Origin of the sequence: Methylobacterium nonmethylotrophicum (genome assembly GCF_004745635.1) — a bacterium.
GTDB classification, from domain to species: domain Bacteria; phylum Pseudomonadota; class Alphaproteobacteria; order Rhizobiales; family Beijerinckiaceae; genus Methylobacterium; species Methylobacterium nonmethylotrophicum.
Genome location: NZ_SRLB01000002.1, coordinates 284,518 through 299,937 on the forward strand (window position 1 = coordinate 284,518; position 15,420 = coordinate 299,937).

Genomic DNA, 15,420 nt, shown 5'->3' on the forward strand with positions numbered 1-15,420 from the left:
GGCCCGTCGGCGGCCGCGCGTGCGGGCGGCAGGGGAGATCCGAGGCCTCCGCCTTGCTCGGAAGCTTGGGCGTCAGTACGGTCCGGCACCTCCCTTGAGTCGCCCCGTGACCGTGGCCGTCCCCGTCCGGTCGGAAGACCCCGAAGCTTGCGCACGTTCTCACTCGTCCTCGCCTGCCTCGCCGCCCTCTTCGGGCTGCTCCTGTCCGCGCCGGAGGCCGGTGCGGTCGAGGCCGTGCGCGTCACCCTCGACTCGCAGGCCATCGACCTCACCCCGGCGATCGAGCGCTACCGCTCCGACGGCGACCTGATCCAGATCTCCACCGCACCCGGCAAGGACGGCATCGTGCGCCGCATCGCCGTCAAGGCGCGCGAGACCGGGGCGCGGCCGGACTGGATGGTGTTCGCGCTCACCAACGACACCGACGAGCAGATCGACCGCCTGCTGGTCGCCCCCCATTTCCGCCTCGTCGGCTCCGGGGTGGTCTGGCCCGATCTCGGCGGCTCGCGCATCGCCGCGATCACGGCGAGCCAGGGCATCCGGCCCGAGCGCGACGAGAGCCCGGATGCCGACCAGTTCGTCATCACCCTCGATCCCGGCACCACCGTCACCTTCGTGGCCGAGCTGCGCACCCCCACCGTGCCGCAGGTCTACCTCTGGGACCAGGACGCCTACCGCAAGAAGGCGACCGGCCTCACCCTCTACAAGGGCATCATCATCGGCATCGCCGGGCTGCTGGCCCTGTTCCTGACCATCGTGTTCGTGGTCAAGGGCGCGATCATCTTCCCGGCCGCGGCGGCCCTCGCCTGGGCGGTGCTGGCCTACGCCTGCATCGATTTCGGGTTCTTCCAGCGCATCTTCCCGGTCACGGAAGCCGCCGAGCGGATCTACCGCGCCTCGGCCGAGGCGGTGCTGGGCGCGACGCTCCTGGTATTCCTGTTCGCCTACCTCAACCTCGCCCGCTGGCACGTGCGCTACAGCCACGTCGCGCTGATCTGGCTCCTGTTCCTCGCCGGCCTCGTCGGGCTGGCCGTCATCGACCCGCCGGTCGCGGCGGGCGTGGCGCGGATCTCGGTCGCGACGGTGGCGGGCGTCGGCCTGCTGCTGGTGGTCTACCTCGCCATCCACAACGGCTACGACCGGGCGATCCTGCTGATCCCGACCTGGCTCCTGCTGCTCGCCTGGGTCGTCGCGGCGGGCTTCGCCATCACCGGCCAGCTCCACAACGACCTCGTCCAGCCGGCCCTGATCGGCGGCTTGGTGCTGATCGTGATGCTGATCGGCTTCACGGTGCTCCAGCACGCCTTCGCGGGCGGGGGCCTGGGCAACAGCCTCGTCTCCGACACCGAGAGGCGGGCCCTGGCGCTGACCGGCGCGGGCGACGTGGTGTTCGACTGGGACGTGCCGGGCGACCGGGTCTTCGCCGGCCCCGAGATCGAGGCGCAGCTCGGCCTCAAGCGCGGGGCGCTGGAAGGGCCGCAGGCGAACTGGCTCTCCCTCCTCCACCCCTTCGACGTCGAGCGCTACTCGGCCGCCCTCGACACCGTGATCGAGGACCGCCGCGGCCGCATCACCCAGGATTTCCGCCTGCGCTCGGCGGCGGGTCCCTATTACTGGTTCCGCCTCAAGGCCCGTCCGGTGATCGGCACCGACGGCGAGGTGGTGCGCATCGTCGGCACCATCGCGGACGTGACCGAGGCGAAGATCGCCGAGGAACGGCTGCTGCACGACGCGGTGCACGACAACCTCACGGGCCTGCCCAACCGCGAATTGTTCAGCGACCGGCTCGACGCCGCCCTGGCGCTGGCGAGCCAGGATCCGCGCCTCAAGCCGACCCTGTTCGTGGTCGACATCGACCGGTTCAAGCAGGTCAACGACACGATCGGGCTCTCTGCGGGTGATTCGATCCTGCTGACGCTCTCGCGCCGCCTCAACCGGCTGCTGCGGCCCCAGGACACCCTGGCGCGGGTCAGCGGCGACGAGTTCGCGATCATCCTGCTCTCGGAGCGCGACCCCGACCGCATCATCGCCTTCGCGGACAGCATCCGCCGGGCGATCACGACGCCGATCACCTACGCCGACCGCGAGATCTTCCTCACGCCCTCGATCGGCGTCGCTCTCCACGAGGCCGGCGCGGTGGTGAAGCGCGACGACGTGGTCAAGAACGCCGAACTCGCGATGATCAGCGGCAAGCGCCAGGGCGGCGACCGCATCGAGGTCTACCGCCCGACCATGCGCTCCGACCGCGGCGAGCGCCTGACGATGGAGAGCGACCTGCGCCGGGCGCTCGAGCGCAACGAGATCAAGGTGCTGTTCCAGCCGATCGTGCGTCTCGAGGACCGCACGGTGGCGGGCTTCGAGACCGTCCTGCGCTGGGACCATCCGCGGCTCGGCCGCGTCACTCCGCAGGTCTTCCTGCCGATCGCGGAAGAGTCCGGCCTCATCGTCAATCTCGGCGTCTTCGCGCTCGAGCGCACCGCCGCCGAGCTCGCCGCCTGGCAGCAGGCGCTCGTGGTCGAGCCGCCGATCTTCGCGACGGTCAACCTGTCGTCGCGCCAGCTCCTGCGCCACGACCTCCTGCACGACGTGAAGACCGTGCTCGCCCGCACCGGCGTCGTCCCCGGCTCGCTCAAGCTCGAGCTGACCGAGGGGCTGGTGATGGAGAACCCGGAATACGCCGCCCAGATGCTGGCCCGCATCCACGAGCTCGGCGCAGGCCTCTGCCTCGACGATTTCGGCACCGGCTACTCGGCGCTGACCTACCTGCAGCGCTTCCCCTTCGACACGATCAAGATCGACCAGTCCTTCGTGCGCCAGATGGCGAGCGGCCGCTCCGGCATCCTGCGCTCGATCGTCCGGATGGCGCAGGAGCTCGGCCTCGAGATCGTGGCCGAGGGCGCCGAATCGGAGGCCGACGCCCTGGCGCTCGCCGAGATCGGCTGCGACTACGCGCAGGGCTTCGCCTTCGGCGAGCCGATGTCGGTCCTGCAGGCGCGGCAGCTGGTGGGGGCGGCCCCGGAGGCGGCCTGAGCATCAGTCCGCCGGTCGCGAACGACCGGTGCCGAAGTGGTCACGGGTTCGGCGGTGACCATGATGCAGGAATACCCGGGCGCCTTCGCATCGACACATCGATGCGAAGGCGTTCGGCGCATCAGCGCCTGTCGGCGCGAACCCGTTCGGGCTTCGTGCACCTCACGAGACTCCCGCTGCGCCGAGGCCGCCACACTGAGCAGGGCCGGCGATCGGGAGTTTTTGTGAGAGAGACGTCGCCAGCGCCTGCGAACCAGTCCGTTCGAAGGCGCGGCGGTCTAACAAGAGCCCAAGCAGAGCGGGCCTTCGCGGGACGGGGCCTCCGGCCTTCCCGCCCGGCTCGGGTACGGCAATGCAACCGTTGCTGTGTTGCCGATTGAAGCCTTCAACCGCAATGTCCGATGTCGAGACAGGAACACTTCATCCAATCTGCTACGTTAAACGAGGTTAAACCGGTTCGTCCCGCGCAGTGCGGCACGGGTTTTTATTTGCAGTGCAGCATCGAAGAGACTGTACGGCCCGCAGGATCAAGGTGAATTCTTGTCCGTCCAGCGGTTTCGGCGTTGACACAAGTATCGCGAACGAGCCTCCTGGGCTGGGAGGATTACCACGATGCAGACGACCCGACGTCAGGTACTGGCCGCTGGAGCCGGATTCAGCCTCATGCCGATGCTGCCGCGCCTGTCGCGGGCGCAGGCCGCGAATACGATCCGGATCGGCGTCCTCAACGACCAGTCCGGGCCGTACCGCGACATCAGCGGGCCCTACGGGGTCGCCCTCACCCAGATGGCCGTCGACGAGTTCGCCGCCAACGGCTTCCGGGTCGAGGTGATCTCGGCCGACCACCAGAACAAGCCCGATGTCGGGGCCGGCATCGCCCGGCAATGGTACGACCGCGACGGCGTCGACCTGATCATCGACGTGCCGACCTCCTCGGTCGGCCTCGCCGTCAACCAGGTCGCCCGGGAGAAGAACAAGGCCTACATCAACACCGGCGCGGCCACCTCCGACCTGACCGGGGTGCAGTGCACGCCGGTCACGATCTCCTGGATGTACGACACCTACATGCTGGCGAAGTCGACCGGCGGCGCCATGGTTCGGGCGGGCGGCGATTCGTGGTTCTTCATCACCGCCGACTACGCCTTCGGCCACGCGCTCGAGCGCGACACCGGCAACTTCGTGAAGGCCAATGGCGGGCGCGTCCTCGGCAGCGTGCGCTATCCCTTCCCGGCGACCGCCGACTTCTCGTCGTTCCTGCTCCAGGCCCAGAACAGCGGCGCCAAGGTGATCGGGCTGGCCAATGCCGGCGCGGATACGGTCAACTCGATCAAGCAGGCGGCCGAGTTCGGGCTGACCCAGCAGGGCTTCAAGCTGGCAGCCCTGCTGATGTTCCTGTCGGACGTGCACGCGCTCGGCCTCAAGGCGGCGCAGGGCCTGGTCCTGACCGAGAGCTTCTACTGGGATCTCAACGACCGCACCCGGGCGGTGACGCGGCGGGCGCTGCCGCGGCTGAAGGGCGTGTACCCGAACATGGCGTCGATCGCGAACTACTCGGCCGTGCTGCACTACCTGAAGGCCGTGACCGACATGGGCGTGCCGGCCGCCAAGGCCTCGGGCGTCGATGTCGTCAACCGCATGAAGGCGATGCCGACCGACGACGACGCCTTCGGCCCCGGCCGCATCCGCGAGGACGGCCGCAAGCTCTGCCCCGCCTACCTGTTCGAGGTGAAGAAGCCCTCCGAGAGCAGCGGGCCCTGGGACTACTACAAGCTCGTCGGCACGACCCCGATCGACGAGGCCTTCCGGCCCCTCGACAAGGGCGGCTGCCCGCTCGTGCGGGCGTGAGGGTCCGGGGCGGGTAAATCGGGCAGAGGCGACGTGAGCCCTGACGGCCGCCCTCCCCTCTGAGCACGACCCGATCGCGCCGTCACGGGACACGACACGAGGCCATGGCCGCTCTCGGGCCGTGCACCGTGCGGCACCGTGATCGGGCGGGATTCCGGCTGTGACCCTCAGCACGGGCCGCGAGCCGGCTCCGCACGGGCGCAGCGTGCCTCGGAATGCGAGGAAAAATCCCGCTGCCCGGTCGGATCCGTGCGATTTCGCACAGCATCGCCCTGCTTGGCCGCGGGACAAGCGTGCGAGACCTCTGGCGGCGGGACCATGCGCCGTTGATGCCGGTTCGGGCGCGAACCGACCTCCCGGCGCTCGCCCGTTCCGAGGAGAACCCCGATGAAGGCCTTGCACGCCGCGCTGGTCCTCGCGCTCCTGCTCGCGACCGGTCTGCGGGGCGCCGTTGCTGCCGAGGTGCCCTCCCCGGAACCGCCCACCTTCGCCGTTCACCGGCGCGATGCGCTCCAGGTGCTGCAATCGCGCCGCAAGTCGGATGAGGCGGTGACCCTGAACGCCCCGCGCGAGTGGCGGCCCGCCGGAGCGCGTCGGGGCGCGAAGCCGACGAGGGGAATCCTTCTCGTGCACGGGCTCGGGGATTCGCCCTGGTCCTTCCACGACGTCGCCCGGGATCTGGCCGCAGCGGGCTACCTCGTCCGGACGGTCCTGCTGCCCGGTCACGGCACGCATCCCGAGGATCTGCTCGGCGTGGATGTGGAGCAGTGGCGGCAGGTCGTCCGGGAGCAGGCCGAGGCTCTGCGCCGCGATGTCGGGCAGGTCTATCTCGGCGGTTTCTCCACCGGAGCCAACCTGGTCACCGATTACGCCTACGCGAACGACGACGTCGCCGGGCTCGTGCTGTTCTCACCGGCCTTCAAGTCGGACGTGCCCCTCGACTGGCTCACGCCGCTGGCCGCCCGGTTCCGCCCGTGGCTGCTGACGCCGGACGGGCGGGCGCCCTTGCAGAACGAGGTGCGCTATCTGACGGTGCCGACCAACGGGTTCGCGCAATTCTACCACAGCAGTCGGACGGTGCGTCGGCGCCTCGGCGAGCGGCCGTTCGGGAAGCCGGTCTTCATGGTCGTGGCCAGACACGATTCGGTGCTCGACGCCGATTACCTGCTCGACACGTTCCGGACCCGCTTCCCGCATCCGGCGAGCCGGCTGGTCTGGTACGGCGAGGCACCGGCGAGGCCGGGCGACGACACCCGGATCCTCGTGCGCAGCGACCGGTTGCCGGAATGGCGGATCAGCCAGTTCTCGCATATGGGGATCCTGTTCAACCCGTCGAACCGCCTCTACGGTGATCGCGGGACGTCCCGCATCTGCTGGAACGGACAGGACACGGCCGCCACGCTGGCCTGCGAGCGCGGGGCGGAGGTCTGGTACTCGGACTGGGGCTACCGCGAACCGAACAAGATCCACGCGCGGCTGACCTTCAACCCCTACTTCGCGTGGCAATCCTCGATCATGAGGTCGGTGCTGGAGGCAGCGGCTGCCCCTCTCGCGGGATGGGCCGGCTCTCCGATCGCCGCGTCGTCCCGGACGGTGTCCGACGCGAGCCTGGCGCCCGATACCCAGCCGGACACCGCCGAGGCGGACGGTACCGAGAGGGAGCGACCGGGGTCTCGTCCCTGAAGCCGGCGGGTGGTCGCCGAGGCCGCCGGGCCAGCCGATGCGCGAGACGGTCCGGCCGGGCTGACGCTTCAGGCGGGCTGACCGCCCGCCACCGCCGCCATCAGGGGCGCCCTGCTCCCACCGCCTCGGCGCACAACGCACCTAGCGCCTCGACCAGCCGGTCCGGGTTCAGCGGCTTTCTCAGGATCGGCAGGTCCGGCCACATCAGCCGCATGGCCCGGGGCAGCACGCCGCCGGTACAGATCAGGACCGGGACGCCCTTGGCGATCAGGCATTCGGCGGTCGGCGTCGCCTCGCCGTCGGCGAGGTTGAGGTCGAGGATCGCGACGTCGACCTCCTCGAAATCGAGGAGCGCCAGGGCCTCCCGGTTGGTGCGGGCCGGGCCGACGGCGTGGGCATTCGAGCCCGTGACGATCTCGGTCAGCTCCAGGGCGACCAGCGCCTCGTCCTCGACGATCAGCACCCGTCGTCCGTTCAGCATCGCGATCTCCGTGGGTTCCGGACCGGGCGAATCGGCGCCCCGCTCGGTCGAGCGGCAAGAGTGTGTCGGCCGGGCCCGCCCGGTCAATCGCGCGAATGCGAGGCTGCCGCTTAAACGCTCCTTAACCATGACGGCAGCATCGTCAGCCTGGCCGCGAACGGATGCGGGAGCGCCCTTCCGAGGGTGCCGTCCGGACGGCTCGGTACGAGGCGCGGAGAGGCGGTGATGGGCGAGGCGGCGTTTGACATCGCGGACCGGCACGGTGAGGGCCCGGACTTCGATCTGGTGCGGCGCCTGCTCCTGCCCCCGGGCTGGCTCGGGCCCCGGCCGATCCGCCTGCCGATGCCCGAGCAGCCGCCGGCCGAGGAGATCGACGACCTCGTGGCCCAGCTCGAGGCCGAGAACAAGGTGATGAAGGCGGTTCTGCGCTCCGAGCGGGAGGCCGCGGCGGAGCTGCGCGCCCAGGTCGCCGCCCTGACGACCCAGCAGGCTGAAGACGAGGACCGGCAGGAGGAGCTTCGCACCGACCGCGACCGCTGGGCCTCCCTGGTCGAGCGCCTGCTCTTCGCCCCCCGCTGACGCATCCCCGCGCCGCTGCCCTTCGCCTCATCCGCCCTGAACGTCGCACGGAGACGGCCATGAGCCCCCGCTGCTCGCTCGTCGTCAACGGCAAGCCCGTCCGTGTGGCGACCGGCGACACGCCCCTCGATGCCGCGCTGCCCGGAAGCGTCGCCGCCGGCCGGGACGGCCTCGTCCAGGACTCGCTCCTGCAGGACGCGCGGCACCACGATGCCCTGCCGCGACTGCGCAACACCAGCCGTGCCCGGCCGCGCCTCGGCGAGGGTCCCGGCACCCGGCCGGGCCCGGCGCCCTCGCCCCTCGCGGTGCTGCGCACGGTCAAGCGCGCCGGCACGCTGCTCTCGGCGACGCCGCTCTCCGGCGCGGTGCTGGAGGTGGCGGTGACGGTCTCGCGCGCCCTCGAGGTCGCCCCCGGCCAGGCCGTCGAGGTCACCTTCGCGGGCCTGCCGGCCCGGCCCTACTGCCCGACCCAGCGCATCGAGGGCACCACCGAGCTCAACGAGCTCGTGTTCCACCTGCGCCGCGACGGCGGCGCGCTCGGCCCCGCCCTCGGCGAGGCGGTGCATCCCGGCCACGCGGTGCGGATCAAGGGGCCGGCCGGCGGCACTCCGTACCGGCCCGGGCCCGGGCGCCTCGTCCTCGTCTCGGCCGAGACCGGCTTCGCGCCGATCTGGGCCATCGCCCGTGCGGCGCGCCACCTCGAGATCAACCGCGAGATGGTGCTGGTGGTCGGCGCCGGCGACGCCGACGACCTCTACATGCGCCCGGCCCTCGCCTGGCTGCGCGGCACCGGCGTGCAGCAGATCACGCTGGCGGCGAGCCGCGACCGCCGCGGCCAGAGCGACGTGCGCCACGGCCCGGTCACGGCCCATCTGCCTCCCCTGCGCCCGAGCGACACCGTCCACGCCGCCGGCCCGCCGGAGATCGTGCGGGCGGTCGAGCGCCTCTGCGACAGCGTTGGCGCCTCCTGCGTGGCCCTGCCCTTCCTGCCGGCCCGCAGCCGGGCGCGCAGCCTCGTCACGCCGGGGGATGCGGGCGCGCAGTTCGGATTGTGAGCTGGCCGCGCCGGGTCAGTAGCCCTTCCACAATCCCGGCGTCGCCAGCTCCACGAGGTGCCCGTCGGGGTCGCGAAAGTACAGGCTGACGCCCCCGCGCGGCCAGGTGGTGCGGCCCTCGATCGCGATGCCGTGGGCCGCGAGGTGCCGCTCCCAGGCCTCGAGCGCGTCGGCCGGGATCGCGAGGGCGAGGTGGAGCGGGCCCGACCCGTCATGCGGCGGGATCGTGCCCCCGGGCGTCGGAACCGGGTGCAGCGAGCCGCCGCGGGGAAACAGCAGCAGCACGCCGCGCCCGGCGACGTCGTAGGCCCGCATCCGGTGATCCTCGTGGATGCAGGGCAGGCCGATCGGCCCGCCCCAGAACGCGGCCGCCCGCGCGAGGTCGTCGACGTAGAGGACCGTCTCGAGGATCCCGGCGATCTCCGGCATGGCGCACCTCCTGCCCGAGAAACGCGCGGGCGCTGCCTCGGGTTACGCCGCCGCCGGGTTGATCGCGTCCTCGGCGAGTTCCGACAGCACCTCGTCGGTGTTCTCCTCCTCGATCAGGGTCTCCTTGATCAGGTCCTCCGCCTCGGAGAGGCCGAGCTGGCGGGCCCAGGCCAGCAGGGTGCCGTAGCGGGTGATCTCGTAATGCTCCACCGCCTGCGCGGCGGCGATCAGGCCGGCATCCAGCGCCTCGCTGCCGGCGAAGTCCTGCATCACCTCCTCGCCCTCGGCGATGATGCCCTGGATCGCCTGGCAGGTGACGCCCTCCGGCTTCTCGCCGACCAGCCGGAAGACCTGGTCGAGCCGCTTGACCTGCTGACGGGTCTCCTCGACGTGGACGCTGAAGGCGCCGCGCAACTCGTCCGAGCGGGCCGCCTGCGCCATCCTGGGCAGCGCCTTCAGGATCGCGTTCTCGGCGAAGTAGGTGTCCTTGAGCTGGTGCAGGAAGAGAGCCCGGAGGTTCTTGTCATCGGCCATGATATGCTCCCGTGGGGTACCGAAGTGCCCGGGCAACTCCTCGGTCGGGGCCTTCGTTCCTCGGCGCTTCGTGAACGGCCCGGCCCTGGCGCCCGGGGGCACGGCGGGCCATTCTGCGGATCGGGGGCATGGATCCGAGGGAGATGACCCCATGACGACGCTGTTCGACGAGCGGGAGCGGGCCTACGAGGCTCTGTTCGCCCTGGACGAGGAGCTGCGGTTCCTGGCGCTCGCCCGGCGCAACAAGATGCTCGGCGCCTGGATGTGCGAGCGCCTGAACCTCACCGGCCGCGAGGCCGAGGCCTATGTGCAGCGCCTGGTCGAGGCCGGGGCCGGCCGGCCCCCGGCGGGACGCAGCCACGACGAGGCCCTGGCCGAGCGGCTGCGGGCCGACCTCGCCGGACGCGGCGTCGAGGCGGAGGCCGACGCCCTGCCGGGGCTGATCGCCCGTTACGGCGCCGAGGCGGCCCGGACCGTACGCGAACAGGCCCGGGCCTGATCATGCCAACGGCCTGAGATACTGACGCATCAGGCCGTTGGGTCATCTCGAATTTTCGATGCCACGCCAGAGTCTTGGCGAAAAATCGAGAACGGAACCAAAGGTCATTTTCAATGACCGCTGGCATCAGAAGAAGGTCGGCCGCGCGCTGGCGGTGTGCTCCTTGAGCACGGTCCCGGTGGCGGTATCGACCTCCTTCATCAGCACGTCGTAGCCCCACAGGTCGGCGAGGTGCTGGAGCACCCGCGCCGCGTCGTCCTTGTTGAGGAGGACGCGGTTGAGCACCTTGTGGTGGAGGATCAGCTTGCGGTCGCCCTCGAGGTCGACGTCGACCACCTCGATGTCGGGGTCGAGCCAGGCGACGTCGTATTGCCGGGCGAAGGCCCGGCGCAGGCGCCGGTAGCCGCGCTCGTCGTGGATCGCCTCGACCCGCAATTCCGGCTTGTCGGGATCGTCGGTGACGTGGAACAGCCGCAGCTGCCGCATCAGGCGCGGGCTGAGGAACTGCGCGATGAAGCTCTCGTCGCGGTAATTGGCCCAGACGTCGCGCAGGACCCCCATCGGGTCGCCGCTGCCAGCGATGTCGGGGAACCAGTCCCGGTCCTCGTCGGTCGGCTCGGTGCAGATGCGGGCGATGTCCGTCATCATCGCGAAGCCGATGGCGTAGGGGTTGTGGCCGCCGTAATGCCGGTCGTCGTAGGTCGGCTGGCGGATCACGTTGGTGTGCGACTGCAGGAACTCGAGATAGGCCGCCTCGTCGATCTGCCCGGTCTCGGACAGGCGGGTCATGATCCGGTAGTGGTTGTAGGTCGCGCAGCCCTCGTTCATCACCTTGGTCTGGCGCTGCGGGTAGAAGTACTGCGCGACGTGGCGGACGATGCGCAGGATCTCGCGCTGCCAGGGCTGCAGCCGCGGCGCCGCCTTCTCCAGGAAGTAGAGGATGTTTTCCTGCGGCAGCTCCAGGAGCGCCCGGCGGCGCTCGGCCTGCGGGTCGGGCTTGCCGGCCTGGGCCTTGGCCGGCAGGGTGCGCCAGAGGTCGTTGTACATCCTCTCCTGATGCTCCTGGCGCTCGCGCTCGCGGCGCTGCTCGGAGGAGAGGTCGGGCCGCTTCTTGCGGGGATAGCGGTGCACGCCCTGGTTCATCAGCGCGTGGGCGGCATCCAGCACCGCCTCGACGGCGTTGTGGCCGTAGCGCTCCTCGCAGCGGGAGATGAAGGTCTTGGCGAACTCGAGGTAGTCGAGGATGCCTTCCGCGTCGGTCCACTGGCGGAAGAGATAGTTGTTCTTGAAGAAGTGGTTGTGGCCGAAGGCGGCGTGGGCGATGACCAGCGTCTGCATCGTCGCCGTGTTCTCCTCCATGATGTAGGAGATGCACGGGTCGGAGTTGATGACGATCTCGTAGGCGAGGCCCATCAGGCCGCGGCGGTAGCCGGCCTCGTGCTGGGCGAAGTGCTTGCCGAACGACCAGTGCTTGTAGAACAGCGGCATGCCGATCGACGCGTAGGCGTCGAGCATCTGCTCGGCGGTGATGATCTCGATCTGGTTCGGGTACCAGCTCAGGCCCAGTTCCGGACCGGCGATGGCCTCGCAGGCGTCGTGGATGCGCCGGATGGTGTCGAAGTCCCAGTCGTTGCCGGTGAAGAGCGGTGTGGTCTTGGCGATCACGGCCGGGCCGGCGGGCCGCGCGCCGAAGGTGGCGGAACTCATCGGGCGTCGGACCTCCCGGTGCCTCTAAGCATCCCCCGGCGGCGGGATGCGAACCGAAATCGTGCGGCGCGGCCCCGGTCAGGCCGCGCCTTCGTTACGGGGCCGCGGTCTCCTGCCCGGCCTTGCGGGCGAAGAGTTCGCGGAAGACCGGGTAGATGTCGCGGCGGTGGTTGACCTTGCGCATCGCCAGCACGGAGTTGGTCTTCGAGACCGGCTCGTAGGTGCGCCAGAGCGTGGTGCGGTGCTCGACGAAGCCGGCCCGCGGCCCGCCCTCGTCGCCGACCTCGAGATAGGCGAAGTACTGGCAGGCCGGCAGGATCGACGAGCGCAGCAAGTCCTGCGAGGTCGCGCCGTCGCTCGACACGTTGTCGCCGTCCGAGGCCTGGGCGGCGTAGATGTTCCAGTCCTCGGGGTTGTAGCGCTCGGCGATGATCCGCTTCATCTCGACAAGGGCCGAGGAGACCAGCGTGCCGCCGGTCTCGCGCGAGCCGAAGAACGTCTCCTCGTCGACCTCCTTGGCGTGGTCGGTGTGGCGGATGAAGACGATCTCGACGTGCTTGTAGCGCCGGGTCAGGAAGATGTGCAGCAGGATGTAGAACCGCTTGGCGAGGTCCTTCATGTGCTCGGTCATCGAGCCCGAGACGTCCATCAGGCAGAACATCACCGCCTGGGCGACGGGGCGCGGATAGGGCTCGAAGCGCCGGTAGCGCAGGTCGATCGGATCGACATAGGGGATGCGCTGCGAGCGGGTGCGCAGGCGCGCCAGCTCCGCCCGCAGCTCGTCGAGGATCACGGCGTCCGGGTCGGTCGCCTCCAGCGCCCGGATCTCCTCCTCGAGCGCCTGCATCTCCTCGGTCTTCGGCCGCTTGAGGGCGATGCGCCGCGACAGCGAGTTGCGCAGGGTCCGGCCCAGCGCGAGGTTCGCCGGCGAGCCGGACACCGTGTAGCCGGCCCGGCGCAGGGTCGCGGTCTCGACCACCGCGAGGCGGCGCTTGGCGAGGTCGGGCAGTTCGAGGTCCTCGAGGAACAGCTCCAGGAACTCGTCGCGGGTCAGGACGAAGCGGAACGAGTCCTCGCTGTCCTGGCCGCCGTCGCCGGACTGACCGCTGCCGCCCCCACCCCCGCTGCCGCCCGGCGGGCGCTCGATCAGGTCGCCCTCGATATAGGTCTTGTTGCCGGGCAGGATGTGGTCCTGCACGCCCGTGGAGGGGTTGCGGCTGAACTTCGGCTCGCGCACGCCGTCGACCGGGACGGTGACGTTGCCGTCCTTGCCGAGGTCCTTGATGTCCTTCTCCCGGGCGGCCTCGCGCACCGCGCGCTGGGCCACGTCCTTGACCCGGCGCAGGAACCGCTGCCGGTTCGCCAGGCTCTTGCCGCCGGGATTGAGGCGTCGATCGATGATGTGCATCCGCTTCACGCTTTCCGATCACGCCACCATACCGTAACGGGCCGGGGCCCCGCCACCGCTCTCATCGGGTGAGCGCGGCGGCCCGCGGGAACGTCTCCCGCGGGCCCGGGTCGTCGCGCGGTTCAGCCCGCCTGCTTGACGCGCATGTACCACTCGACGAGGCGCCGGACCTGGCGCTCGGTGTAGCCGCGGTCCTTCATCCGCTCGACGAACTCGCCGTGCTTCTTCTCGGTCTCGCTGTCCTTCTTCGAGCCGAAGGAGATCACCGGCAGAAGCTCCTCGACCTGGCTGAACATCCGCCGCTCGATCACCTCGCGGATCTTCTCGTAGGAGGTCCAGGACGGGTTGCGCCCGCCATGCTGGGCGCGCGAGCGCAGGGCGAACTTCACCACCTCGTTGCGGAAATCCTTTGGGTTGGCGATGCCCGCCGGCTTCTCGATCTTAGTGAGCTCCTGGTTCAGCAGCTCGCGGTTGAGCAGCTGGCCGGTCTCCGGGTCCTTGAAGTCCTGGTCCTCGATCCAGGCGTCGGCGTAGTCGATGTAGCGGTCGAACAGGTTCTGGCCGTAATCGTGATACGATTCGAGATAGGCCTTCTGGATCTCGTGGCCGATGAACTCCGCGTAGCGCGGCGCCAGCTCGCCCTTGATGAATTCGAGGTAGCGCTTCTCGGTCTCGGGCGGCAGCTGCTCGCGGCGCAGCGACTGCTCGAGGACGTACATCAGGTGGACCGGGTCGGCCGAGACCTCGGTTGTGTCGTGGTTGAAGGTGGCGGCCATCACCTTGAAGGCGAAGCGGGTCGAGATCCCGTCCATGCCCTCGTCGACGCCGGCGGTGTCCTTGTATTCCTGCATCGAGCGGGCGCGGGGATCGACCTCGCGCAGGGACTCGCCGTCATAGACCCGCATCTTGGAGAAGAGGTTCGAGTTCGCGTGCTCGCGCAGGCGCGAAAGCACCGAGAACCGGGCCAGCATCTCCAGCGTGCCGGGGGCGCAGCGGGCGTTGGCGAGCTCGGAGCCCGAGACCAGCTTCTCGTAGATCCGCTGCTCCTCGGTGACGCGGAGGCAGTACGGCACCTTGATGACGTAGATGCGGTCGATGAAGGCTTCGTTGTTCTTGTTGGTCTTGAAGCTCTGCCACTCCGCCTCGTTGGAGTGGGCGAGGATGATGCCGGTGAACGGGATCGCCCCGATATTCTCGGTGCCGACGTAGTTGCCCTCCTGCGTCGCGGTGAGCAGGGGGTGCAGCATCTTGATCGGCGCCTTGAACATCTCGACGAATTCGAGGATGCCCTGGTTCGCCCGGTTGAGGCCGCCCGAGTAGGAATAGGCGTCGGGGTCGGCCTGGCTCAGGGTCTCGAGCTTGCGGATGTCGACCTTGCCGACGAGCGACGAGATGTCCTGGTTGTTCTCGTCGCCCGGCTCGGTCTTGGCGATCGCGATCTGGCGCAGGCGCGACGGGTTGACCTTGACGACCTTGAACTTCGAGATGTCGCCGCCGAACTCGTCGAGGCGCTTCAGGCACCACGGGCTCATCAGCCCGGTCAGGCGCCGGCGCGGCACGCCGTATCGCTCCTCGATCATCGGCCCCATCGTCTCGGGGTCGAACAGCACCAGCGGGCTCTCGAAGACCGGGCTCATCTCGTTGCCGGCCTTGAGCACGTAGATCGGGTGCACCTCCATCAGCGACTTCAGGCGCTCGGCGAGGGACGACTTGCCGCCGCCGACCGGCCCGAGCAGGTAGAGGATCTGCTTGCGCTCCTCGAGCCCCTGCGCGGCATGGCGGAAGAACGAGACGATGCGCTCGATCGTCTCCTCCATGCCGTAGAATTCGGAGAAGGCAGGGTAGACGCGGATGGTCCGGTTCATGAAGATCCGGCCCAGGCGCGAATCCCGCGCCGTGTCGATGAACTCGGGCTGGCCGATCGCGTCGAGAATGCGCTCCGGCGCACTCGCGTACATCAGGGGATTGTCACGGCAGGCTTCGAGATACTCGGACAGCGTCAGCTCGGAGTCCCGGCGGGACTCGTAGCTGCGCGCGAAAGTTTGAAAGAGGTCGCTCGCTGACGGCATTGGCATTCCGGACCCTCACGACATCGCCAGGATCATCCTGTCCCGCCTCGGATGCAATCGATATCCCCATGTTTGTCGCAGCGCGGCGACGCGGGGAGGGA

General features: G+C 69.6%; 12 protein-coding genes. 6 read left to right on the plus strand and 6 right to left on the minus strand.

What is annotated here, in order from left to right; translation table 11 throughout:
* Nucleotides 1–147: 147 nt before the first annotated feature.
* From EU555_RS04070 to EU555_RS04080, 3 genes are all read left to right on the plus strand, one after another.
* Nucleotides 148–3,030 carry an EAL domain-containing protein gene (locus EU555_RS04070; protein ID WP_135413213.1) on the plus strand — a complete coding sequence of 961 codons (2,883 nt, stop codon included), beginning with the start codon at nucleotides 148–150 and terminating at the stop codon, nucleotides 3,028–3,030.
* A 612-nt stretch (nucleotides 3,031–3,642) separates the two neighbouring features.
* Nucleotides 3,643–4,875, plus strand: a complete 1,233-nt coding sequence (locus EU555_RS04075; protein WP_135413215.1) for an ABC transporter substrate-binding protein — start codon at nucleotides 3,643–3,645, stop codon at nucleotides 4,873–4,875.
* A 387-nt stretch (nucleotides 4,876–5,262) separates the two neighbouring features.
* On the plus strand, nucleotides 5,263–6,558 hold the full coding sequence (locus EU555_RS04080) for an alpha/beta hydrolase (protein ID WP_135413216.1): 1,296 nt from the start codon (nucleotides 5,263–5,265) through the stop codon (nucleotides 6,556–6,558).
* Between the two features lie 100 nt (nucleotides 6,559–6,658).
* Here EU555_RS04080 and EU555_RS04085 read toward each other — a convergent pair whose 3' ends face one another.
* Nucleotides 6,659–7,039, minus strand: coding sequence for a response regulator (locus EU555_RS04085; protein ID WP_135413218.1), 381 nt, complete (start codon nucleotides 7,037–7,039; stop codon nucleotides 6,659–6,661).
* Between the two features lie 225 nt (nucleotides 7,040–7,264).
* Between EU555_RS04085 and EU555_RS04090 the strand changes: the two genes are divergently transcribed.
* A complete protein-coding gene (locus tag EU555_RS04090) occupies nucleotides 7,265–7,618 on the plus strand; it encodes a hypothetical protein (RefSeq protein WP_135413220.1) in 354 nt (117 codons plus the stop codon).
* 59 nt (nucleotides 7,619–7,677) lie between these two features.
* Nucleotides 7,678–8,673: a ferredoxin reductase domain-containing protein gene (locus tag EU555_RS04095; protein WP_135413222.1), complete on the plus strand. Its 996-nt coding sequence runs from the start codon at nucleotides 7,678–7,680 to the stop codon at nucleotides 8,671–8,673.
* A gap of 15 nt (nucleotides 8,674–8,688) precedes the next feature.
* Here EU555_RS04095 and EU555_RS04100 read toward each other — a convergent pair whose 3' ends face one another.
* The gene (locus EU555_RS04100) at nucleotides 8,689–9,102 is read right to left on the minus strand and encodes a VOC family protein (protein ID WP_135413224.1); all 414 of its coding nucleotides are present in this window, start codon (nucleotides 9,100–9,102) and stop codon (nucleotides 8,689–8,691) included.
* A 42-nt stretch (nucleotides 9,103–9,144) separates the two neighbouring features.
* Entirely contained in the window at nucleotides 9,145–9,636 is a 492-nt protein-coding gene (locus tag EU555_RS04105) for a YciE/YciF ferroxidase family protein (protein WP_135413226.1), read from the minus strand.
* A 151-nt stretch (nucleotides 9,637–9,787) separates the two neighbouring features.
* On the opposite strand from EU555_RS04105, the gene EU555_RS04110 reads away from it, so the two are divergent.
* Entirely contained in the window at nucleotides 9,788–10,135 is a 348-nt protein-coding gene (locus EU555_RS04110) for a DUF1476 domain-containing protein (RefSeq protein WP_135413228.1), read from the plus strand.
* A 126-nt stretch (nucleotides 10,136–10,261) separates the two neighbouring features.
* Here EU555_RS04110 and EU555_RS04120 read toward each other — a convergent pair whose 3' ends face one another.
* The 3 genes from EU555_RS04120 to EU555_RS04130 form a co-directional block, all read right to left on the minus strand.
* Nucleotides 10,262–11,842 carry a SpoVR family protein gene (locus tag EU555_RS04120; RefSeq protein ID WP_135413229.1) on the minus strand — a complete coding sequence of 527 codons (1,581 nt, stop codon included), beginning with the start codon at nucleotides 11,840–11,842 and terminating at the stop codon, nucleotides 10,262–10,264.
* A gap of 94 nt (nucleotides 11,843–11,936) precedes the next feature.
* Complete coding sequence (locus EU555_RS04125) at nucleotides 11,937–13,250, minus strand: YeaH/YhbH family protein (RefSeq protein ID WP_135413231.1); 1,314 nt, start codon at nucleotides 13,248–13,250, stop codon at nucleotides 11,937–11,939.
* A 122-nt stretch (nucleotides 13,251–13,372) separates the two neighbouring features.
* Nucleotides 13,373–15,325 carry a PrkA family serine protein kinase gene (locus EU555_RS04130; protein WP_135413232.1) on the minus strand — a complete coding sequence of 651 codons (1,953 nt, stop codon included), beginning with the start codon at nucleotides 15,323–15,325 and terminating at the stop codon, nucleotides 13,373–13,375.
* Nucleotides 15,326–15,420: the final 95 nt, after the last annotated feature.

Bases quoted from the DNA above. Each gene is read 5' to 3' on its own strand.
- EU555_RS04075 (WP_135413215.1), top strand. From the start codon at position 3,643: ATGCAGACGACCCGACGTCAGGTACTGGCCGCTGGAGCCGGATTCAGC.
- EU555_RS04080 (WP_135413216.1), top strand. From the start codon at position 5,263: ATGAAGGCCTTGCACGCCGCGCTGGTCCTCGCGCTCCTGCTCGCGACC.
- EU555_RS04085 (WP_135413218.1), bottom strand. From the start codon at position 7,039: ATGCTGAACGGACGACGGGTGCTGATCGTCGAGGACGAGGCGCTGGTC.
- EU555_RS04090 (WP_135413220.1), top strand. From the start codon at position 7,265: ATGGGCGAGGCGGCGTTTGACATCGCGGACCGGCACGGTGAGGGCCCG.
- EU555_RS04095 (WP_135413222.1), top strand. From the start codon at position 7,678: ATGAGCCCCCGCTGCTCGCTCGTCGTCAACGGCAAGCCCGTCCGTGTG.
- EU555_RS04100 (WP_135413224.1), bottom strand. From the start codon at position 9,102: ATGCCGGAGATCGCCGGGATCCTCGAGACGGTCCTCTACGTCGACGAC.
- EU555_RS04105 (WP_135413226.1), bottom strand. From the start codon at position 9,636: ATGGCCGATGACAAGAACCTCCGGGCTCTCTTCCTGCACCAGCTCAAG.
- EU555_RS04110 (WP_135413228.1), top strand. From the start codon at position 9,788: ATGACGACGCTGTTCGACGAGCGGGAGCGGGCCTACGAGGCTCTGTTC.
- EU555_RS04120 (WP_135413229.1), bottom strand. From the start codon at position 11,842: ATGAGTTCCGCCACCTTCGGCGCGCGGCCCGCCGGCCCGGCCGTGATC.
- EU555_RS04125 (WP_135413231.1), bottom strand. From the start codon at position 13,250: ATGCACATCATCGATCGACGCCTCAATCCCGGCGGCAAGAGCCTGGCG.
- EU555_RS04130 (WP_135413232.1), bottom strand. From the start codon at position 15,325: ATGCCAATGCCGTCAGCGAGCGACCTCTTTCAAACTTTCGCGCGCAGC.